The sequence below is a fragment of the Streptomyces sp. NPDC001204 genome (assembly GCF_053598035.1).
The window spans coordinates 20,191-42,190 of sequence record NZ_JBSFJL010000048.1 but is presented as its reverse complement, the minus strand read 5'-3'; the positions used below and the strand labels follow the sequence as shown (position 1 = coordinate 42,190).

Here is a 22,000-nt window from a genome sequence, read left to right as displayed (position 1 = left end):
CTTAAACATGATCAGCGGCGCGTATCGGCCGAGCGGGTGCTGCATGCTATCGAGCGATCCTGCCCCTCCATCTCGCGTGCTGCTGCACCAGGCGCGACCGACGATGGCACGTCGATCTGCAGGCGCCGCCAGTGCCCTGACTGCTCCCGTCGTTTCACGACCGTGGAGACGTGCTCGCTCATGGTGGTCAAGCGGTCGGGAGTCACCGAGCCTTTCAGCCGTACCAAGGTCATCAACGGTGTGCGCAAGGCGTGCCAGGGGCGGCCTGTCAACGAGGACGCGCTCGCCCAGCTGGGCCAGCAGGTCGAGGAGGCGGTGCGGGCCACCGGAGCGCCGAGCTGACCACCCATGACGTGGGGCTGGCCATACTCGGCCCGTTGCAGGAGCTCGACCTCGTCGCCTCCAAGCGGATCTCCCACTCGTGGCGCGCGGCCTGCCGACGGTGCTGTACCGCGCCGACGGCGCGCACCTGCGGGGGAGTGCCGGTTGAACGTCGTCGTCTGGGCGTCAGTGGCGCAGGTGCGGTGACCTGGTCGTTGGCGCTGACGGGTGGTGCTCACTCGTTGCTGGCATGAGTGACGCAGGGCCATGTCATTCTCATGCCGGCCACTACCCGACAGGCGCCGTGCAGCGGACTGGGCCCTGCGTGTCGGCCGTCCGTCCAGGGTGGGGGGAAGCCGGTGGGCTGCAGCGACTCGCGAATGTCTACCTCGCAGCTCACACGGATGCATCTGGCTGCGGCCTGGGCGAGCCCGACCGGATGGCGCGGGTCTGCGGCCTTCAGCCTGGAGAACTCCCGCTCCTTCTGGATCAGTTGACAGCGACCGGGGTGCTCGGGGGGTATGGCCGCCCGTACACGGACGATCCGCACCGGACCCTCCAGCGGCTGCCCGGTCCGCATGGTCAATGCGTGGGTCCCCGCGGGGAGGAGTGCACCCATGCCTGCACCGCTTGTCCCGGCACAGCGTGAGCGGGTGCAGGCGGGTACCTGCTGCGCCTCAAGTTCCCTGTCTGACCAGGAGCTTCATGGCTGAACTTCGGTACGGCGGATGCAGTACCCGGCAGGTGAATGCAGCGGGCAGCCGACCTGGTGCTCCGAGATCACGGGACATGTGACTCGATGCGACAAGGTCGTCGCCGAACGTCCGGGCACCCCATCTGGGCTGGACGTTTCCCGAGGGAAGGGTGGCCTTCCTGTGACTGTCGGGGGGCGCGGTACAGAGGGTCACGGCAGACAGAAGTGATCACAATCGGTCATGCAGAGTCGGTGGTCTACTCCTTTTGTCTGCCCAGCATTTGACGGAGCGTGATGATCTGCTCGCAGCGGATGGCTACTCTGTGTTGCAAGTTGGTCGGAGGCACATGAGTGCGACGGACGTCTCTTTGTGTGATGCGCCAAGGCGCCTGTGAGTCAAGGAACGGCAGTGGGACACGAGATCGACCTTCTTCCGGTGGGGGAGGAGTCCAAGGGCGGCGACGCCATTGCGCTCCGCTTCGGCAACCTCCGAGGCGAGCGCGAAGAGCAGACCGTCATGGTCGTCGACGGCGGATACACCGACTGCGGTGACGCATTGGTCGAGCACATCAAGGAGCACTACGACACGGACCGCATCGACATCGTGGTGTCGACACACACTGACCGGGACCACATCTGCGGCCTGAAGGCGGTGCTGGAGAAGATGCGCGTGGGTCAGCTCCTCATGCATCTGCCCTGGGACCACTCGGCAACGATGGAGCGCGCCCGTACCTCCACCTATTGGCGGGGCCAGCTGAACGATCCAGCGCGCCGGATGCTCGAGGCGGCGATGGAGTTGGAGGCCGTCGCCCGCGAGCGAGGAGTCGAGGTCGTCGAGCCGTTCGCCGGCATCGGCAGCAAAGACGGCATCTTCTCCGTGCTCGGTCCCTCCGCGACGTACTACGAACAGCTCCTGACGGAACTCGTCGGGCAGACAGCCAAATCCGCAGCCCAGCTGGCCTACGAGGCCGTGGTGCGGAAGGTGCTGGAGGCGGCGAAGAAGCTCGTCCCGGAGACGTGGCTGGACGAGACGCTGCGCGATGACGGCACGACCACTCCCACCAACAATGCCAGCGTGGTGTCCCTGCTGGAGGTCGACGGCATGAAGCTGCTGCTGACCGGCGACGCGGGGATTCCTGCGCTCACCCTCGTACTCGATGAGCTCGAGGAAGGCGGATTCGCCTCGGGCGACCTCTGCTTCGTGCAGGTGCCGCACCACGGCAGCCGCAACAACGTTGGTCCGACGGTGCTCGACCGGCTGCTGGGTCCGATGGTGAACGGCATCACCCGTGGCGTCGCGTGCGTCTCGGCACCGAAGAAGAACCCGGATAACCGTCACCCCGCGAAGAAGGTGACGAACGCGTTCCTGCGGCGCGGCTACCCGGTCCACGCCACCCAGGGCGTAGCTCTCCTGCACCGCCACGACGCCCCGGAGCGCTCCGGCTACGGTTCCGCGGAGCCCCTCCCCTTCCACCACGTGGTGGAGGATGACGGAGGTGCGTGAGCGTGCTCTTCCTCGATGACTACGAGCGTCGCGCCCGGCTGGTACCCGGCCTGCTCGCGATGCTTCCCCTCATCGTCCTTTTCGCTGTCCTGGGGCTGCGTCAGATACCGGCGGTCTCCTACGTCACCGGAACGCTCGCCCTTGCAGGGGTGGGTCCCGTCCTGATCGCCGGTGCCGTGCGCAACTTCGGCAAGGCGGCCGAAAAGCAACTGTGGGACAACTGGGGCGGCCCGCCGACGACCGCCTGGCTGAGACTCGATGCGCCCAGCGACGACGAGGCTCAACGGCAGTTGTGGCGCAGTGCGGTTGAAGCTGTGTCCGGGGTTTCTCTGCTCCCCCTGCGCGCCGAGCGACGAGACAGAGTCAAGGCCGACAACGCGATCAAGCTGGCCACCAAGTGTGTACGCGACCGGACCCGGAACAAGGAGAAGTTTGCTCTTCTGTTCAACGAGAACCGCAACTACGGCTACGAACGCAACATCTACGGTCTGCGCTGGGCGGCACGAGGCATCAGCCTGCTGTCAGCGATCGCCCTGGCGAGCTACATGAAGTGGCTTGCACCGGTGGCGGACCGGCCACAGGTCTCGGCAGGAAACCTCCTCAGTCTGGCGGCGTGTCTGTTCTGCCTCGTCGGCTGGTTCCTCCTGCCCTCGAAGAAGCGTGTGCAGGACGCCGCCAACCGGTACGCCAATGAACTCCTCCATGCCGCAGTGATGTTGCGGGACGAGTCCAGGTCTGACCACACGAGCACGACGCCGTGACGGCGCGATACGAAAGGAAGCTCTCATGGAACGTACAGCAGTCCGCTCCTCCAACGTCCGATCGGTCGGATACGCGGGCGGAATCCTGGAGGTCGAATTCCACAGCGCCAGCGTGTACCAGTACCGCGGCGTTCCCGAGCACATTTACACCGGGCTCATGACCGCCCCCAGCAAAGGCACATACCTCGACCGCATGGTGAAGGGAGTCTACGGCTACAGCCGAGTGAGCTAGACCGTCCCGACGCGCCCGGTTCCCATGCCGTGGACCTCACTGATCTGCTCCACCTTTTTTGGCGTCGGCTTTGAGCAGGCGGCGGGCGCAGGGCTTGACGGTCTTGGCGAGCAGCAGGTTATAGCGGCGCGACCGGTGACGACGTCCCCGGACAGACGGCGGTCGACGGCCGGCGGGGCCACACAGATCCAGGCTCCGCAGGTCGGCCACCGCCAGCCTGAGTGTCTTCGCCGCGGGCCGCACAGCGTGTCCCGTACCGTCCTGTGATGGTGAAGACAGTCTGCGGGTGGTCCGCCCGCCCCAGACCGGGGCGGGCGGCGGACCGCCGCAGCAACTGGCTGCCACCTGCCTCGCGGTGCACACCGGCACGTCCGGCAAGGGTTGGCGCGAGTCCGACTGGCTGGCGCAGGTCTGCGGCCTCACGCCCGGACAACACCTGGCCTGTTGGATCAGCTGACGGCGGCCGGACTGCTCTCCGCATGGCGGGTCTGCCCGTACTCGGAGGGCCTGCTCTGGACGCTCTGCTCGGCTGGTGCCCCCAAGTAGCCGGGCGCCGGCGGGCGGGGGGGTGCACAGGGGTGGCAATTGGCGTGAACCATCGGACCGTTGCCTGCCGTGCCTCTAGGATTACGGTCAGTTCCGGGTGCTCGACTGTCCCACCCGTACTGGTATCACTCCCACGTCACGCCCTCCCCGGAGAGGGAGATTCGGAGCAGCTCGACCGTGTACCTCACTCGTTTCTCCGCGTGCGGCTTCCGTTCCCTGGCTCGCGTGGAGGACATCCCCGTCAGCAGCCCGACGATCTTGGCCGGCCGTAACGACGGCGGAAAGAGTGCCGTACTGACAGCACTGGCCTTCCTCTTGGGGCGCCATCGCCTGACGGACGAGGACCGTACCTACCAGCAGGCGGCTGACGCCCCTGCAGGCCGCTGCTCCGAGACCTGGGCCGAGGGCGTCTTCACGCTTGATGCCAACGAGCAGGCAGTTGCCGACCTGCCACAGGTCGTGCGGATCCGCCGTATCGCCGAAGAAGGCCAGACGGCTCGGTGGGAGTACTACGGTTCCCGCCCGGCCGACAGCCGACTGCACGACGCGGCCAGGCTGTTGAAGGGCGAATTGGCAGAGTTGGTGGCCGAGTTCTCCCTGACCCCTGCCGGCCCCCTGAAGGATGACCTCCTGCAGGCCGTCACCGCCTACGCGGTCACAGCGCCGAAAGTGGAGCAGTGGCAGGCACTTCCGAAGGAGCTCCAGGAGCGGCTGCCCCGGCTGCTGCAGTTCGGCGGCAAGGACGAGAGCCCGGACGACGCGGTACGCACAGCCTTGAACAGCTGCTACGAGACCTACCTGGACGATGAGGCCCTGCAGGGGCGCGTACGGGAGATCGAGGCAGAGATCACCCAGCGTCTGGAGAAGGAAGCCGACTCTCTGTGCCAGCACATCCGCCGGCACTGCCGCGAGTTCGTCGGCGTACAGGTCAAGCCGGAGGTGTCCTTCAAGGGAGGCTTCAAACGCGCTCCGCTGGAGGTCTCCAAAGCCGACGGTGAACCAGTCGACCTCACGCGCTCAGGTCAGGGAAGCAACCGCCGGATCGCGCTCGCCGTGTGGGAGTGGACCAGCAACCTGCTCGAGCACAGCGAGCTCGCCGCCACAGGGGAGGCGGACGAGCAGGAGCCGACGCAGACCATCGTCGTCTACGACGAGCCCGACACCCACCTCGACTACCGGCACCAGCGCACCGTGATGGACATCATCCGCAAGCAGTGCGCCCTGCCTCATGTCAGCGTGGTGGTCGCCACCCACTCCATGAACCTCATCGACGGTGTCGACATCGCCGATGTCGTCCACCTCCGTCTCAGTGACAGGGGCCGCACCGTCGTCGAGCGCCTGGCGGACGAATCCCACGACGGCGTCGACTTCCACCTCGGGCAGATCGCCGCCGCCGTGGGACTGCGCAACTCCGTCCTGCTGCACGAACGCTGCTTCCTCGCCGTGGAAGGGCCAACCGAGCAGCAGTGCCTGCCGCTCCTGTTCCGCCTCTCCCAGGGCCTCTCTCTGCAAGCGGCCGGCATCGCCCTGTGGGCCTGCGGCAACAATGAAGGAGCTCTCCACCTGGCCGGCTATCTCGTCAAGAACCGCCGCACGGTCATGCTGATGGTCGACGCCGACAGCCGCACCAACAAGCACTTCAAGACCGAACGGCTCATCCGGACCGGGCTCAACCTCGCCACCCAGGTCACCTATGTCGGCGAGGCGGACGGCTTCAACGAACTCGAGGAACTCTTCACCGACCCCCAGTGGGCCGCGGCCGCCAATACGCACTGGCCTCGTCCCGAAGGCAGGCAGTGGACTGCCGAAGACTTCACCGCGCGCCGCGGCGGTAAGTTCAGCGGCAGCGTTCTGACCATGATCAAAGAGGGTGCCGAGCGGACGAGCCCCGATGGGAAGGACGACATGCTCTACTCGCTGGTGACCACCCTCACCAGGGCCGAGGACGTCCCGTCACAGCTGAGGGACGCTTTCAGGGACATCCAGGCCCTGGCTTCCTGACAGTTCGCCCGGCGCGGCGCTGCAGCATGCGCTCTTTGCGCTGTTGCAGCGTCGGGGCCGTCCACGCATGCCATCCCACCTCCGCCACATGCTGCCGGCCATGACCTCGTGCCTCGATCCCGCACCAGCGGCACCCGCCCGGCGCCGCCATGGATCCGCTGCTGGTAGAACGCGATAACGACATCACATCCTCCTTCCCCCACTGCACATCTTGCCCCCTACCACTGACAATCACCCGGCGGCCGCACCTCACCGCCCGCCTGGACGAAACACCGAAAACTCCCGCACAGTGCGCCGTGTCACGGCTTGCGTTGCGACGCCCGCTTATCAGGAAAACCGCCCGTAACCGCTCCCTCTGTGGTTACTGTCTGAGCTCATGCGGTTTCTGCACACTTCGGACTGGCACCTGGGCCGCCGGTTCCACACAGAAGACCTGATTCCCGCCCAGGGCGCCTTCCTCGACCACTTGGTCGACATCGCCCGTACCGAGGACGTCGACGCGATCCTCGTGGCAGGCGACATCTACGACCGGGCCATTCCCAGCCTGGATGCCGTGCGCTTGTTCAGCCGCGCTCTGCACCAGCTTGCCGACCTCGACGTGCCGATCATCATGATCAGCGGAAACCATGATTCCGCCCACCGCCTCGGCGTCGGATCCGGCCTCCTCGCCCGCACTGGGATCCATTTGAGGACCGACCCCGACACCTGCGACGTGCCCGTCCTCATTGAGGACGCCGACGGCCCGGTCGCCGTATACGGCATCCCCTACCTCGAGCCGTCGATGGTCCGCGACCGCCTTGAAGCGGAAGCCGCCTCCCACCGCGCAGTGCTCACCGCAGCCCTGGACCGCATCCACGCCGACCTCACCAACAACCAGCCGACCGGAACCCGATCCGTGGTCCTCGCCCACGCCTTCGTCACCTCCGGCACCGGGCAGCCCGCCGAACGCGACGAACGGGAGGAGTCCACCAGCGAACGCGACATCGCCGTGGGCGGTGTCGCCCACGTAGGCGCCGACGTCTTCGACGGGATCGACTACGTGGCCCTGGGCCACCTCCACGGCCCCCAGCGCGTCACCGACCGCATCCACTACAGCGGCTCACCGCTGGCCTACTCCTTCTCCGAATCCCGCCACACCAAGTCGATCACCCTGGTCGACCTCACCCCGAACGCCGCCCCCACCATCACCCGACGGCCCTGTCCCGCGCCCCTTCGCCTGGAACGCGTCACCGGTTTCATGGAAGACCTCCTGACCAACCCCGCCCACGAGCATCTGAAGGACGCCTGGCTCGAAGTCACCCTGACCGACACCGCCCTGCCCTTCGAAGCCATGGCCCGCCTGCGCCGCCGCTTCCCCCACACCGCCAGCCTCAAGCACCGACCCGTCCTCATCCCCGCCCAGGCCACAAACACCCCCACCTACAGCGAACGCATCCGCGGCCGCAGCGACCTCGACATCACCAGCGACTTCATCAACAGCATGCGCGGCACCGACCCCACCCCGGACGAACACGCCCTGCTCCACCAAGCCGTCGAAGCGTCCCGCCTGAACGAGCAACAGAAGGAAACCGTCTGACATGCGCCTGCACACCCTGCGCCTGCAGGCCTTCGGACCCTTCGCCGGCACCCACACCGTCGACTTCGACGCCCTGTCCGCCGACGGCCTGTTCCTCTTGCACGGCGACACCGGGGCCGGAAAAAGCACCATCTTCGCCGCCATCTGCTTCGCCCTCTACGGCAAACCCCCGGGCGACCGCGACCTGCTGCTGCGCAGCCACCACGCCCCCGCCGACCTCCTGACCGAAGTCACCCTGGAGGCCACCCTCGCAGGCCGCCGCCTGCGCATCCACCGCATCCCAGCCCAGAAGCGCCCCAAGCGTTCCGGCCAAGGCGAAACCGACCAAAAACCCGAAACCCGCCTCAGCGAGTGGACCGTCGACGCCGACGGCCAGGGCCGCTGGGAAGCATCCAGCAAATCCCATCAGGAAGCCGCCACCGAGATCACCGACCTGCTAGGCATGAGCCGGGACCAGTTCTGCCAGGTCGTCCTCCTGCCGCAGAACGAATTCACCAAATTCCTTCACGCCGACGCCCACAGCCGGCGAGAACTCCTCGGCAAACTCTTCCGCACCGGCCGCTTCTCCTTCATCGAACGCTGGCTCAACGACCACAGCCGCACCACCGAAAAGAACCGCGACGCCGCCCGCGCCGACGTGCTGCGCCTGGTCGAACGCATCCACCAGGCCGCCGGAGGCGACCTGACAACCGAGTACACCGCTCCCACTCCCGACGACCCGCACACCCTCACCGAACCGGCCCGCGCCTGGGCCCGCGACCTCATCCGCGCCAGCCAGGCCGACCACGACAAGGCACTCCAAGCAGCCAACACGGCCAAAGAGAACCTGGGCAGACAGCAGTCACTCGAGGCCGCAGCCCGCGAACTCCACCAGCAGCAAGCCACTCACGCCCGCGCCCAGCAGCAACTCGACCTTATCCAGGAACAGGCCCCGCACCACGACGCACTCGTCCAGCGCCGCGACCAGGCCCGCCGGGCCCAGCAGGTTGCGCCCCAGCTACACGCCGCGGACACCGCCGCAGACGACCACACCCGGGCCCAGAACGCCGAGCGCACTGCCCGTGAGCACCTGCAGCCCGCCCACGCAGACCTGGACGCCGGCCATCTGGAAACCGCCGAGCAGAGTGCCCGCGCTCAGGCCGCTGTCCTGACCGCCCTCATCCCGGAAGAAGACACCGTCCGCCAGCTGACCGCCGACCTGAAGCGCACCGACGCCGAACGACAGGACTTCGCCGACCAGCAACGCACAACCCAGGACTGGCTGGAAGAGGAACCCACCCGGCGCCGCACCCTCGAAGCCCGGCGAGAAGCCGCCCGTCAGGCCGAAGAAGAAGGCCGCCGCCACCAGGCCGCCCTGGACATCCTCAAGATCCGCCTCGAAGCCGCCAAACGCCGCGACGCACACCTCACCAAGATCACCCAGGCCGAACAGCACCTGGCCGACGCACAGGCAGCCACCGGCCAGACCGGCCAGGCCTACCTCACCATCCGCCGCCGGCGCACCGAAGGCATGGCCGCCGAACTCGCCGCCACCCTCACCGACGGCACCCCCTGCCCGGTCTGCGGATCCTGCACCCACCCGGCCCCGGCCGCCCCCCAGGACGGGCAGCCCACACGCCAGGATGAACAGGACGCAGAAGCCCTCCACGAGCAGGCCAAGACCACGCAGGACGCCGCCGCGGCCGCGCTGTACAAGCTCCGCGAGCAGGCCGCCACCGCCACCGGCGAGGCCGGCGACACCCCACTGGTCGACCTCAAAACCCAACACAAGACACTCACCGCCGAGTTGACCGATGCCCTGGCCCATGCCGCCGACCAGGGCACCGTCCAAGAAGAACTCCTCGCGCTGGACAGCGAGCACACGGCCATGACCCAGCAGCACAGCACCGCCACGGCCGGCCTGTCCGCCCGCAACGCCAGCTACGACACCCTCACCCAGCAACTCACCGAGCTGACCGACAAGCTCGCCGCAGCCCGCGGCACCCACCCCACCGTTGCCGCACACGCCGACGAACTCACCCGCACCGCCGACCGCCTCAAAGAAGCCGCCGAAGCCTCCCACCACCTCACCACAGCCACCCAGACCCTCACCCACCGCACCACCCAGGCCACCCACGCCGCCAAAGACCAGGGCTTCGACACCCTGGCCCTCGCCCAGCAAGCCCTGCTCAGCGACGAAGAACTGCACACCATCGAGGAAGAGATCACCCAGTGGCGCGAGACCCGCGCCGCCCACACCACAGTCCTGGAGAACCCGGCACTGCAACAGGCCGCCGCACAGCCCCCCGCCGACCTCGACGCCGCCACGGCCGCACGCGCCGCCGCCGACGACCAGCACGCCGAGGCGGCCACCGCCGCGAGCGCCGCCCACACTCGCAACCAGGCCCTCACCGCCCTCACCACCGACCTCGAGACCGCCATCCAACACCTTCAACCGCTCGAACAGGCCCACAGCACCGCCCGCCACCTGACCGACCTCGTCACCGGCAACTCACCCAGCGCCCGGGTACGCATGCAACTGGAGGCCTACGTCCTGGCCGCCCGCCTCGAAGAAGTCGTCACCGCCGCCAACACCCGCCTGCACATCATGTCCGAAGGCCGCTACACCCTCTCCCACTCCGACCACCAAGCCGCCCGCGGCGCCCGCTCCGGCCTCGGCCTGCAGATCACCGACTCCTGGACCGGCCGCCCCCGCAAGACCGACACCCTCTCCGGCGGCGAATCCTTCTTCGCCTCCCTCTCCCTCGCCCTGGGACTGGCCGACGTCGTCACCCACGAAGCAGGCGGCAACCCCCTGGACACCCTCTTCATCGACGAAGGCTTCGGCACCCTCGACGAAGACACCCTCCACAAGGTCCTCGACGTCCTGGACTCCCTGCGCGCCCACGACCGCACCGTCGGCGTCATCAGCCACGTCCCCGAACTACGCCGCCGCATCAACCACCGCCTGCACGTACGCAAAGACCCCACCGGCTCCACCCTCGCCCACCTGACCGAAGCAGCCGAATAACCTGCACCCTGCAGGGGGCGGGGACTCCCGCCCCCTGCACAGCTCTCAACCGACCCCCACGGAGCAGCACACTCTCATGGCTTCCGACATCGAGCTGCGGCCCCACCAAAAGGACGCCGTCGCTGCGGCCACCCGCACGCTCGGTCAGCGCTCCCGCGCGAGTGTGATCGCCGCCTGTGGCACCGGCAAGACCCTGATCGCTGCCCGCACCACCGCCCGCATCGCCCCCCGCGGCCGCGTCCTGGTACTCCTGCCGACGCTGGACCTGCTGTCGCAGACGATCCGCTCCTGGCGCACCGCCGGACGCAAAGGTGCCTCCATCGCGGTGTGCTCGGCACGCCAGGCCCTCGACCATGAGCCGCTCGGCGCCGACACCCCCCTCACCACCAACCCCGCCGAACTCACCGCCCTCACCACCTCGCCCCGCCCCGGCCCGGTCACCGCATACGCCACCTACGCCTCCCTGCCCACCGTCATCGCCGCCCACCGCGACCACCACCTGCCCCCCTGGGACCTGGTGGTCGTCGACGAGGCCCACCGCACCGCCGGCCGTCTCGGCAAGGCCTGGGCCGCCGTCCACCACGACGACCAGCTCCCCGCCGCCCGCCGCCTCTACCTGACCGCCACCCCCCGCATCTGGGACCCCGACGACGCCCAGGACGACGACGCGGAAGCGGTGGCCTCCATGGACGACGAGAGCCTGTTCGGCCCGGTCGCCTACCGGCTGACCCTCTCCGACGCCATCGACCTCGGCCTGCTCGCCGACTACCAGATCCTCGTCCCCGTCGTCACCGACGAAGACCTGCGCGACTGGCTCGCCACCGGCCCCGGCGCCGGCGTCGACGGACTGCGCCTGGCCGGCCGCCAGGTCGCAGCCCTGCGCGCCATCCACGACCACCAGCTGCGCCGCATCCTCACCTTCCACCACCGCGTCGCCGACGCCCGCGCCTTCGCCACCACCCTGCACGAGACCGCCGCCACCCTCCCCGCCTCCTTGCGCCCCGAGGGACTGTGGGCGGACTGGATCAGCGGCGGCCACACCCCCCAGGTCCGCCGCCGCCTCCTGCTCGAATTCGCCTCCCACACCGACCCCCACACCCCGGCCATCCTGTCCAACGCCCGCGTCCTGGGAGAGGGCATCGACGTGCCCGCCATCGACGCCGTCATCTTCGCCGACCCCAAGAACAGCCCCGTCGACACCGTCCAGGCCGTCGGCCGCGCCCTGCGCCAAAAGCCCGGCGCCGGAAAGAAAGCCACCCTCGTCGTCCCCGTCTACCTCACCCCCGGCGAAGACCCCGACGACCTCCTAGGCGCCGACGCCTACACCCCGCTGTGGCGCACCATCCAGGCCCTGCGCGCCCACGACGACCGCCTCGAAGCACGCCTCGCCGATCCCCGAACCCATCGCCCCACCATGCCCCCCGAGGATCCCGACGCCTGGCTGCGCTTCGACCGCCCCACCCAGGCAGAGGAGGTCGCCCTCGCGCTTTCCCTACGGGTCCTGGCCCCCAAGAGCGCCGAATGGCGCCGAGGCCTGAACGCGGCCCGCCGCTATCACCACACTCACCATCACCTCGACGTCCCCCAGACATGGGAGGACACCACTGGCTACCCCCTGGGCCGCTGGCTGTCCTGGCAACGCCACCTTTACACCACCAAAGCCCTCGACGAAGCCCGCACCCACGCCCTGGAACGCCTCGGCATCATCTGGGACCCCCGCCAGCAGGCCTTCGATCGAGGCCTGGCCCACGCCACTGCCTACGCCGCCCAGCAGGGTCACCTTGCCGTCCCGGTCGACCACATCCACGACGACTTCCCCCTCGGCCGCTGGCTGGCGACTCAGCGCACCCGCGTCAACCACCTCACCGCAGAGCGCACCGTAGCCCTTACAGCCCTGGACCGATGGTGGAATCCGTCCTGGCCGATCACCTGGCAGCGCGCCTACCACGCCGCCTGCCGCGGGCTGGAACAGCCGCAGACCACCCCTCAGGCGGAGGAGTGGCTCCAGGCCCAGCACGCGCGCGCCGAGCGCCTTCACCCCGAACAGCGGCGCCTTCTCACGGAACTGGAACTCGATCTGCCGAATACTTCCCCTGCCGAAATGAAGGACATTCGCCTGTCGGCGCGTGAGCGCGCCTTCCAGCGCGGACTGGCAGCCGCACGTGCCTTTCGTAAGCGGGAGGGCCATCTCGACGTTCCCCAACGGCACATCGAGGAGATCGCAGGCGAGCACGTGCGCCTGGGCCAGTGGCTGAGCAACCTGAACCGCCGCCGCTCCAGTCTCAGCCCGCAACGGCAGGCGGCGCTCTCCGAGCTTGGCCTGTGAGCGGGTGAGGGAAGTACACCGAGGCGGAACAAAGCCAATAGGCGTTAAAGCCACTGGAGCCAGGCGTTTCCGGGCGGTGGGACGAAAAAGTATCCGCCCCCAACGGTGAGGGTGTACTTGGCCATGGCCTCGCCCTGCAGCCTGTGCTGCACGGCCTCGAAGCCTTGCACCAGGTCGCGTTGGAAACAAGAGAAGAGCAGGCCTTGGTCGTCGGCGCCGCGATAGTAGTTGTAGCTGCGCCGAACCAGGGGCGGTGGATTGCGCTGGTCAGGGGCTGCCCTGCGGACGTGGGCATCGAGTGGTGTGGTCTTGCCCTGCGGGTCTGCGGCGAACACGGGCCGCTCGGCGCGGGGAGTGCCATCCAGCCATCGGCCGTCCTTGCGGCGGCCCATGATGCGCTCCTGCTCGTGGACAGTGTCGCGGTCCCAGAAGCCGGTTGCCAGCCGGATGATCCGTATTACCTGATAGCTGCCTCCGACCGCCCAGGCGGGCTCGTCCTGAACGGCTCTGACCGTGGCTCGTTCGGCGATTTCGGCAGAGGAGGAGGGGTTTCCGTAGCCCTCGGTGAAGTGGAAGGGGTTGCGGGCCAGCCCTTTGCCGTCCTCCGTGCGGTTTTCGGGTCTGTGGCCGTCCATGCGCCAGCGTACCCGCCACTGTGGCAGTTCACGCAGCATCTTCTCGGCGGCTTCTTTGGCAGTCAGGGCGGAGCCTGCAGTGATTTGAAGCAGGAGTTGTCCGTGTGACTGTGAGACATCCAGTACGTCGCCTGCGTAGGGAGGCATTTGCTTGAGGTGCTGTGGCTTGTCGGAACCTGGAGGAAAAGCCCCCTCGCCCAGCGCGAGCCAGGCGGTGATATGGCCGGTGCTGGCCTCCGCGACGGTGCGGTATGCGGCGCGTAGAGCATCGGCATGTCGTGCTCTGCTGGCGTTGAGATCGAGCGAGATGACCTGTGCATACGGCAGTGGGGCCGCACCGCGCAGATGAGTCGGCGCCTCTTGTTGAAGCGAGGGCTTGCTGTGGCAGACAGCGGCACCGAGAACAGCTATGCCACTGGTACCGACCGCGGCGGCAGCCGACGCGCCCAGGAATTTCCGCCTGGTTTTCACCCTCACCACGCCATCGCATAACCGGTGGTCAACGTTCTGGCGACCTCAAGCAAATTACTGTTCCTTCACAATCAGAGTCCACCGGAGGAACAACCGTGCTAGAGAACACGCTGTAGGCCCACATGTCTTGGCTGTCAGGAAGCCGCCCCCGGAAAGAACTCCCCCAGGCTCCATCCTGGCCCGTCGCATCCAAGCATCCAGACGCTCATCCCTCCGGACAGCATGACCTGGAGTTCGTCCCGAAGCGCGGCACCTACTGGACCTGCTCGCCAACAGCCTAGTCGCTACCCTCGAAACTTCTCCGAGTCGCGGCGAGATTGCTAATCGCATCAAAAAGAACTTGCCTTAGCGTATTCTCCTCGGAATCAAAGGCTCCTACCTTCCCGCTGGATTCCTCGTATGCGGTGATATACGACGTCCAGGCCTCGTAAACACGATGGAGTTGTTCGTTTGTTGTCAGTGACAAGATCGCTAGCTGCTTGGGTGAAGCAATTTTCCTTTTGGCCTCCGAACCGTACCAGATGCTGAAGCGAGCACTCTCGCTGAGTAGCCGGCCCACCAGTTCGATGAGGTCATTCCCCAGCGTTTTACTCGATAGCATTCTGATCGGCAGGTCAACTCGGACCATTCCTGTTGGAACTAGCAATTCTGCAGGTGGAGACCATCCGGATGGGACTTCATTCATCCACTCCCAACCATCTGGCAAGGTCATTAGTCTCCTCCGTGTTCACCGAGAGTCATTGAGACTGTTATCCGTGTTGACGAAGCAGCCACTTCGTAATCTCGAAGCTTCCCTCTTCTATGGGTATCCCCCTTACTCCACCCTGCCGCAATACCTCGGCGCAGTAGGTGATACAGCTCCTGGTCGCTTCATCATAGGCGCCCAAATCCTGCCCCAGTGTCACGTCTTGGTAGGACCTTGCGCGGCTCGCGTTCGGGAGAGGGATACGAACGTCGAGCCTGAAGCTGGAGAGATTGCCAACGTATTTCTGAGCAACTGCACGCTTTCCAGCTACGCCAGCCTGCTCAGTGTGAAGAACATCGTCGCCGTGCCGCACCGTAATCGATGCATGTCCTGCCGTGCGATCAAGGTGCACAATTGCTTCGCCTGCTTTGCTTCCACAGTTATGAACCAAGACTGGTGTGGTGCCAGCCAGCACATAGTACGTGTGCAGGTCGTCGACGGTGAGGTTGTAGACCGAGGTCGCCTGGGTGCGGTGTCGGATCGCGGTGATCTGGACCCAGGTGCCGGCGCTGGTCTGCACCCATTGTCCGGACGCGAGATTGCCGGCCTTGACCCATTGGTGGAGTTGGGGGACCCAGAACGGGTGGCCGTCGGTGGCGGTGACCGTGTCGGTCTTGGTTCCGGTGGGCCCGTCGGTGTCGAGGGTGATGTCGACGAGTTGTTTGTCTCCGTCTCCCTTGATCAGTGCGGTGACTTTGCGGGGTCCTGTTTCCCCAGTTTCGGGGTCGGTGGCGATGACCGTATCGCCGATCTCGACATCCTTGATGGGCTTGCGGGTGCCGTCGGCCATCAGGACGGTGGTGTCACCGGTGAAGCTGTTGGGCAGGGCGCAGCTGCCGAGTTTGGAGCCGAGCCTGCCCTGGAGCATGGCGCCGAGGCCTTCGCCGAGCATGCCGGACAGGCAGCCGATGGCGGCGGACTGGCCGACCTGGCCCCAGTTGACCTTACGGCCCGACAGTCGCTGGGTGAGCCAGTTCAGGCCGCCGTCCATGAGACCGCCGACGACACACGCGGCGATCATGGGGTTGTTGCCGGTGGGGTCGGTGTAGGCGGTGGGGGAGGACAGAGCGTACTGGTAGAGGTTGGTGCCGCCGGCGACTCCGGAGGGGTCCTGGGAGATGAACCGGCCGGTCTGCGGGTCGTAGTAGCGATCGCGGTAGTAGAGCAGGCCGGTGCCGTCGTTCTCGCGGCCGGTGAAGGTGTACGGGTTCGACGAGGTGCTGCCGTAGGCGGTGGGGGTGCCGTTCGGGTCGTAGGCGTAGGTTGTCGCGACGGTGCCGTCGGTTTTGGCCAGGCCGACCACGGTGCCGAGGGCGTCGGTCAGGTAGACCTGCGTCGTGCCGCTCTCGGTACGGGTGAGGAACTCGTCCAGGCCCGAGGTGGCCACGGTGGCCGTGGTCGCTCCCGAACCGTTCTGCTCCACCAGCGGGTTGGACCCGTCGGACAGAGAGCGGCTGGTGGAGCCGCCGATGGTTTTCGAGACGCGTCCGCCGAGCGGGTCGTAGCCGAACGTCGAGGCGGTGCCTGCCTTGGTCAGGCCGGTCAGCTGCCCGCGGGCGTTCCAGGTGTAGCTGCGCAGGCCGTCGCCGGTGAGCTGGCCGTCCGGGTTGTAGGTGAAGGTGCGGCCGTCGTAGGCGGTGATGCGGTTGTCCTTGCCGAACTGCGTCCCGGTCTCGGCGGCGGGCAGGGCCACCTTTGCCAGCGAGCCGGTCAGACCGGTCTGCAGTGCTCGCTCGTCCCGGGTGTAGGTCAGGTCCCCGATCGCTTTGGTGCCTCGGGCATACGCGATGGACTTGATGACGCCGGTGGTGTCGTAGCCGGTGGTGCGGGTGATGCCGCCGGGCAGGGACACTGTCTTCTCCCGGCCCACGGTGTCGAGGCCGAACGTGACCTCCTGGCTGCCGGAGGTGACCGAGGTGAGAATGCTCGACTTGTCCCAGCCGTAGAGGGTGCTGGCTCCCGCCGCGGTCATCTTGGTGCGCCGGTCTGCGGCGTCATACTCGTAACTGACCCTGCCAGTGGGCCCGGTGGTGGAAGCCAGACGGTCGTAGACGTCATAGCCGAAGGACTGGGTGCCAGCCTGACTGTCGGTGATCTGCCTGGGCAGGTCGTGGTCATCGTAGTCGTACGCGACGGTGGACTCGGCCTGGCCGAGGGCGTCGACTCCGTACTGGGTTGTCTTCGGGCGCCCGAGCAGGTCGTATTCGGCCGTAGCCGCTTGGCCCGATCTGTTCGTCACCTGCTTCAGATGGCCGGCCGCGTTGTAAACGAACAGGGCTTGCACGCCGAGCGGGTCGGTGGCCGACTTCGGCCGGTCCGCCTCGTCGTAGGCCCAGGTAGTCGTGTTCCCGCGGGCGTCGGTCAGAGTGGTGAGGTTGCCGTTGGCGTCGTAGTCGAGGGCTGTGGTGCTGCCCAGCGGGTCGATGATCTCCCGTGTCTGGTTCAGCTTGTCGTAGGACACGGCGGTCAACGCGCCCGCCTCGTCCGTCAGGGCGGTGATGCGACCGGCCGCGTCCGTGAACTGACGGGTTATCCGGCCCTCGGCGTCCTTCACCGAGGCCAGGTCGCCGTGGCGATAGGTGTATTCGGTCACGGCGTTGGACGCGTCGGTGACGGTTTTGGCCTGGCCGTCCGCGCCGAAGGTGAAAGCCGTCGTGCGGCCTTCCGGGTCGGTAGCCGTCTGCAGGTTGCCGTTGACGTCGTAGGTGAAGACGGTGCCGTTGCCCAGGGCGTCGGAGAAACTGGTGGGCTGGTCGTAGGGGCCGTTGAACGTCGTTGTCCCGGTCGAGCGGGCATCGGCTGTGCCGGCCAGCTTCAGAGCGGAGGTCACATGGCCGCCTGCGTCGTACGACAACTCGGTGCGCCGTCCATACGGGTCGACTACGGCGGTGATGCGGTGCTTGGTGCCCCGCTCGTAGACCGTCTTACGGGCCAGCGATGTCCCCAATGCCTCGGTCTCCGCGACGCCGAAGCCGGCATCGTCGAATTCCACCCGGCGTACCGAGCCGCCCGGCTGGGTCACTTCCGTCGCTGTGACCTGGCCGGTGCCGCCCTGGGTGTAGGCGAAGGAGTACTTCTGTCCCTCGGTCAGCGTCTGCTGTTTGACTCGGCCGCCTGTGTCGTAGGCGTTGGTCATGTAGACGATGCCACGGGCGTCGGTAGCCGTCCTGATGCGGTTCGAGGTGCCGTCGTAGGTGTACGAACTCACCTTCCCCGCCGGGTCGGTGACCGTTTCCAGCCGTCCTGCACCGTCGTAGGTGTAAGATGTCGTGCGGCCTGCGTTGTCCCGTGCACGGGTGACGCGCTGCTCGTGGTCGTAGGTGAGGTAGATCCAGCGGCCGCCCGGGGTCGTGATGGTGGTGATGTCGCCCTTGGAGCCGTTGGAGCGGGTGAGGCGGATCGCGTTGCCGTGGCGGTCGCGGATCTCTTTGAGGGGGCCGTACCAGGGGAAAATGTAGTCGCTTCCGTCGCGCAGACGCAGGTGCCATCCCCCCGACTCCTGCTGGATCTTCGAGCCGTCGAGGGCGGTGGGGGTGCCTTCGGGTTCGAAGACGGCGTCGCCATAGCTCGTTCCCGCTGACGTGCGAACGAAGTGGACCTTCTGGCCGCCCGGCAGGTACAAGTCCACCTCTGTATAGAGGTGTTTGGAGTGCAGGTACATGTTGTATGACAGGTCGCGCCCGATACCGAAGGCGCGGGAGCGGGTGTCGCCCTGCCAGTACGTGCGGGTGACCTCGGCCGAGCCGAGCGGGTCGGCCACGCCCAGGTCGGTACGCGAGTCGGTGAGCAGGCCGGTCTGCAGGTCGACCGGGTCGCCAGACAGCCAGTCGAAGACATCCGCGACGGCGGAGATGTCGAAGGGGATCGCATCGGAGACACTGATCATGGCGCCGGTGAAGGCCCAGATCTTCGTTTTTTTGTCGGGCACGACCTGCTTGCCGTCGCGGGTGACCGTGCCGTGCCCGTAGGTGTGCCAGCCCTTGCCCGCCGGGTCGTAGGCGAGGAAGTCGACCCGGGTGCCGGGGGCTTCGTCGGTGTAGTTCGGGTAGATGATCTGCGCACCGTCGGGGAAGACATAGGTGCCGCCCGGCTGCACCGTGAAGAAGATCGGCACGACGCTGTTCTCCGGCAGCGGGAAGGGCGACCGGTCTACCGGGATCGCGGTGATGCCTAACTGGGTGACGGTCTTGCCGTGCTCGTCGCGCACCACCGAGCCCTTGGGGAGGCGGACCTCGAGGCCGGGGATGTCGGGCGTGGTCAGCGTGACATCCGTCTGGGCCGGGGCGTCGAAGGTGACGCTGTGCTTGGTGTCCAGCGGACTCATCCAGACGGGGAAGCCCACATCCGTGCTGTGGCCTGCCACAGGGTGGATGCGGATGTCGTAGCGTCCGTAGGTGCGCTTGGCAGTGTTCGCGCTCGTGCCGTCCACGGTCAGCGTCTTCGCTTCCGCACTGATGTCGGCCAGGAGGAAGCGGCCCTTGGCGTTGGTGCGGACGCTCTTCTTCCCGATACGGACGCTCACCCCGGCGAGGGGCTTACCGTCCAGTTTCAACACGTGGCCGGTCAGGGCCGTACTGCCGGGCGGGGCGCGCAGGCGGGCCGGGGCCTTGGGGGCAGCTCCGAGGTGGGTGAGCCAGTCACGGCCCTTGAGGTTGGTTGCGCCTGGATGCCAGGCGTCCGCTCCCTTCGGCACGGTGCCCGCAGTCTGCTTCGCCGTCGCCTCTTCGGCTGCGGCCTGCCGCTTGAGGGCCTCGCACCGGTCGGCGGGCACCTGAAGCCAGTCGGGTCGCGGCACCACAAAGCCCTGGACCAGTTGCTCCACCAGGCACGCCGATCTCACCGAGGGGTGCGGCAGATCGGTGGTGAGGGCTTTGGCCGTGGTGGCCGCGGTCGCTGCCTTGAGAGCCAGGTCGGCGGTGCCGGTGCCCAGGCTGCTGGGATTGATCTGCACCTTGTAGGTGCCGGATTCGGCAACGCCCGCCAGCGCGATGGTGCCGGAGGCACCGGCTGACACCAGCCGTCCGTTGACCACCTTGGTGCCGGACGGAGCCAGCACCGTCACTGACAGGCTCTTGGTGAACGTGTTCGCCGCCAGCCCCAGCGACAGATCGTCTCCCGCCTGCGCGCTGAACGAGGCATGGATGTTCTGCCCGGGTCGGGTCACCGTCGCCTTGACCGCGGTGCCGCCGAGCGACAACCTGCCTGCGTCGGCCGGCTTCGACAGGGTCAGCGTCACCTTGCCGGTATCGAGTTTCCGGCCCGCCACCCGCACCGTGTACGTGCCCGCGGCCGTCAGCGCCCCGCTGTCCCATTCGCTATCTCGCCCGGGCGCCGAGGTGAAGCTGGTGACCGACTTGCCGTCCGGTCCGCTGATCGTGATGGTCGCGTACGTCGGCACGGTGGTCGCCGTGGCTCCCAGGCTGAGATAGTCCCCTGCCGCGCCGGTGAAGGTGGCGACGCCGTCCTGCCCGGGCCGGGCGAGATCCAGGGTCGGCGACGCGCCGGCCGGGTCGAGCGTCCCAGCCTGAACGTAGTGCGAGATGGTGACCTTCACGGTGCCGGTGCCGCCGGAGTCGGGATCGCAGCGCAGTGTGTACTGGCCCGTCTGCGTGAGCGAGTCGATGTCCAGCGAGTTGCTGTCGCCGTTCGGAACGGGCAGGTAGTTCCCCTGCTTACCGTCCGGCAGGTACACGTAGCAGCGCACGTAGCTGCTCATCGCCGCGGCGTCGACTCCGACGCTCAAGGACTCGCCTTTGGCCGCGGTGAACGTCCAGGCACCGTCCTGCCCCATGCGGGAAAGGCTTGTCGTCACCGTCGGCCCGTCGAAGGCCACCGCCTCGCCGGCTGGCTTGGACAGGAGCACCGCCACGGAGCCGGTGTCGGTGATGGAGCGTGGGTCGATGACGAACTGGTAGGTACCCGTCTCCGGAAGATCGAGCACTTCCCAATCCGCCGATGTGTCAAGGAAGTTGCTCGATGCGACGGTGTTCCCTTGAGGAGAGACGAGGCTGATGTCGGCGCGGGAGGAAAACGTGGCCCCCTGCAGTCCGAACCCGATGACATCGCCACGGTCCGCGTCGAAGAGGATCCGAGCCTTGTGATCCGGGACCACCACCGCGACCTGCGACGGGTCGGGGTCGGTCACCGAGGCGCGCATGGTCGTGTCGAAGAGCGACTCGGCGTCCTTGGTGACGGTGAAGTCGCTCGGTGCCGTCGCTGAGCCGTCCGGGGTGTCCAACTCCACGCGTCCGGTGCGGGCGTTGGGTGGAACCTCGACTGTCAGGGACGTGCTGTTGCGCTCCTTGACCTCGGCGACGATTCCGTTGAAGCGCACGACGTTCTCGGTCGCGGCCGCCGCGAACCCTGTACCGGTGAGGACGACTTGGGAATCGACCGCACCGGAGACCGGTTCAATCTTCGAGATGGTGGGGCCGGAGGGGGCTACCGTGAACGACTCCGTGGCCTCGACGGTCTTCCCGCCAACGGTCACAGCCACTTTCCCGCTGACCGCATCCGAGGGCACGGTCACGACGAGGCGCGTTGCGGAGGCCGACGTGACAGTGGCTGTCTTGCCGCCGAAGGTCACAGCATTGCCGGTAGCAGTGGGGGAGAAGCCTGTGCCGGAGAGGGTGACCTTCGCATCCGCCTTGGCCCTGACAGGTACGAGCGACAGCACGGAGAGCGTGCTGGAGGAGTAGCGGTCGATCCCGAGCCGGTTGCCGGCCTCGTCGTATCGGTAGCGGGCGGTTTCGCCGTCGGGGTCGGTCACGCCGACCAGGCGGCCTGCAGCATCGTAGGCGTAGACAGCGTTGTCGGTTGTGGGCTCAGCGGCGGCGGAGCCCGCATCCGCGGAGGGAGCGACTTTCTGCTGGGGCGGTGTTGCCTGTGAGGAGGCGGGGGCCTGGGAAAGGTCAGGTTGTGGGGGCATGGCGTCGGCCGACACGGTTCCGGCGGACAGCGCGAGAACGAGCACGCCCACGGTAACCAGTCGTTGTCGGCCCGATCTGACCGTACGAAGAATTCCGCCCCGCGATCGCATGCGCCCTCCCCAGAGCACTTCACGGGGCGCGTAGACCCCGTGAACCCCACCCACAACGCACGAGCTGTCACACCGTAGACACAGAAGGTCATGCACACGACGGGTATTGGGCTATCTGGCCGAGACCGGTCTCAGCGCG

At 67.2% G+C, this 22,000-nt stretch carries 11 protein-coding genes and 1 pseudogene; 9 read left to right on the top strand and 3 right to left on the bottom strand.

Features of this window, described 5'->3' with window-relative positions; genetic code table 11:
- Positions 1-48 precede the first annotated feature (48 nt).
- From ACWC91_RS38710 to ACWC91_RS38670, 9 genes and pseudogenes are all read left to right on the top strand, one after another.
- Positions 49-431, top strand: a pseudogene (locus ACWC91_RS38710) (ATP cone domain-containing protein); the annotation flags it as partial.
- 993 nt (positions 432-1,424) lie between these two features.
- The gene (locus ACWC91_RS38705) at positions 1,425-2,519 is read left to right on the top strand and encodes a ComEC/Rec2 family competence protein (RefSeq protein WP_281156449.1); all 1,095 of its coding nucleotides are present in this window, start codon (positions 1,425-1,427) and stop codon (positions 2,517-2,519) included.
- Positions 2,516-3,280 carry a hypothetical protein gene (locus tag ACWC91_RS38700; RefSeq protein ID WP_281156450.1) on the top strand — a complete coding sequence of 255 codons (765 nt, stop codon included), beginning with the start codon at positions 2,516-2,518 and terminating at the stop codon, positions 3,278-3,280. The genes ACWC91_RS38705 and ACWC91_RS38700 overlap by 4 nt, the downstream gene beginning before the upstream one ends.
- A gap of 25 nt (positions 3,281-3,305) precedes the next feature.
- On the top strand, positions 3,306-3,512 hold the full coding sequence (locus ACWC91_RS38695) for a KTSC domain-containing protein (RefSeq protein ID WP_281156451.1): 207 nt from the start codon (positions 3,306-3,308) through the stop codon (positions 3,510-3,512).
- Positions 3,513-3,798: 286 nt separating this feature from the next.
- Positions 3,799-3,969: a hypothetical protein gene (locus tag ACWC91_RS38690; protein ID WP_281156452.1), complete on the top strand. Its 171-nt coding sequence runs from the start codon at positions 3,799-3,801 to the stop codon at positions 3,967-3,969.
- 314 nt (positions 3,970-4,283) lie between these two features.
- Complete coding sequence (locus tag ACWC91_RS38685; RefSeq protein WP_348638511.1) at positions 4,284-6,059, top strand: ATP-dependent nuclease; 1,776 nt, start codon at positions 4,284-4,286, stop codon at positions 6,057-6,059.
- Positions 6,060-6,435: 376 nt separating this feature from the next.
- Entirely contained in the window at positions 6,436-7,635 is a 1,200-nt protein-coding gene (locus ACWC91_RS38680) for an exonuclease SbcCD subunit D (protein WP_281156454.1), read from the top strand.
- Between the two features lies 1 nt (position 7,636).
- The gene (locus tag ACWC91_RS38675) at positions 7,637-10,645 is read left to right on the top strand and encodes an AAA family ATPase (RefSeq protein ID WP_281156455.1); all 3,009 of its coding nucleotides are present in this window, start codon (positions 7,637-7,639) and stop codon (positions 10,643-10,645) included.
- Positions 10,646-10,721: 76 nt separating this feature from the next.
- Positions 10,722-12,971, top strand: coding sequence for a DEAD/DEAH box helicase (locus ACWC91_RS38670; RefSeq protein ID WP_281156456.1), 2,250 nt, complete (start codon positions 10,722-10,724; stop codon positions 12,969-12,971).
- A gap of 44 nt (positions 12,972-13,015) precedes the next feature.
- Here ACWC91_RS38670 and ACWC91_RS38665 read toward each other — a convergent pair whose 3' ends face one another.
- The 3 genes from ACWC91_RS38665 to ACWC91_RS38655 form a co-directional block, all read right to left on the bottom strand.
- Positions 13,016-14,083 carry a Dyp-type peroxidase gene (locus ACWC91_RS38665; RefSeq protein ID WP_450641454.1) on the bottom strand — a complete coding sequence of 356 codons (1,068 nt, stop codon included), beginning with the start codon at positions 14,081-14,083 and terminating at the stop codon, positions 13,016-13,018.
- 271 nt (positions 14,084-14,354) lie between these two features.
- A complete protein-coding gene (locus ACWC91_RS38660; protein ID WP_450641456.1) occupies positions 14,355-14,789 on the bottom strand; it encodes a hypothetical protein in 435 nt (144 codons plus the stop codon).
- A 37-nt stretch (positions 14,790-14,826) separates the two neighbouring features.
- A complete protein-coding gene (locus tag ACWC91_RS38655) occupies positions 14,827-21,957 on the bottom strand; it encodes an RHS repeat-associated core domain-containing protein (protein ID WP_450641458.1) in 7,131 nt (2,376 codons plus the stop codon).
- Positions 21,958-22,000 lie beyond the last annotated feature (43 nt).

What these genes read in the sequence shown, in the direction of transcription:
- ACWC91_RS38695 (WP_281156451.1), top strand. Translation starts at nt 3,306, where the DNA reads ATGGAACGTACAGCAGTCCGCTCCTCCAACGTCCGATCGGTCGGATAC.
- ACWC91_RS38670 (WP_281156456.1), top strand. Translation starts at nt 10,722, where the DNA reads ATGGCTTCCGACATCGAGCTGCGGCCCCACCAAAAGGACGCCGTCGCT.
- ACWC91_RS38680 (WP_281156454.1), top strand. Translation starts at nt 6,436, where the DNA reads ATGCGGTTTCTGCACACTTCGGACTGGCACCTGGGCCGCCGGTTCCAC.
- ACWC91_RS38675 (WP_281156455.1), top strand. Translation starts at nt 7,637, where the DNA reads ATGCGCCTGCACACCCTGCGCCTGCAGGCCTTCGGACCCTTCGCCGGC.
- ACWC91_RS38660 (WP_450641456.1), bottom strand. Translation starts at nt 14,789, where the DNA reads ATGACCTTGCCAGATGGTTGGGAGTGGATGAATGAAGTCCCATCCGGA.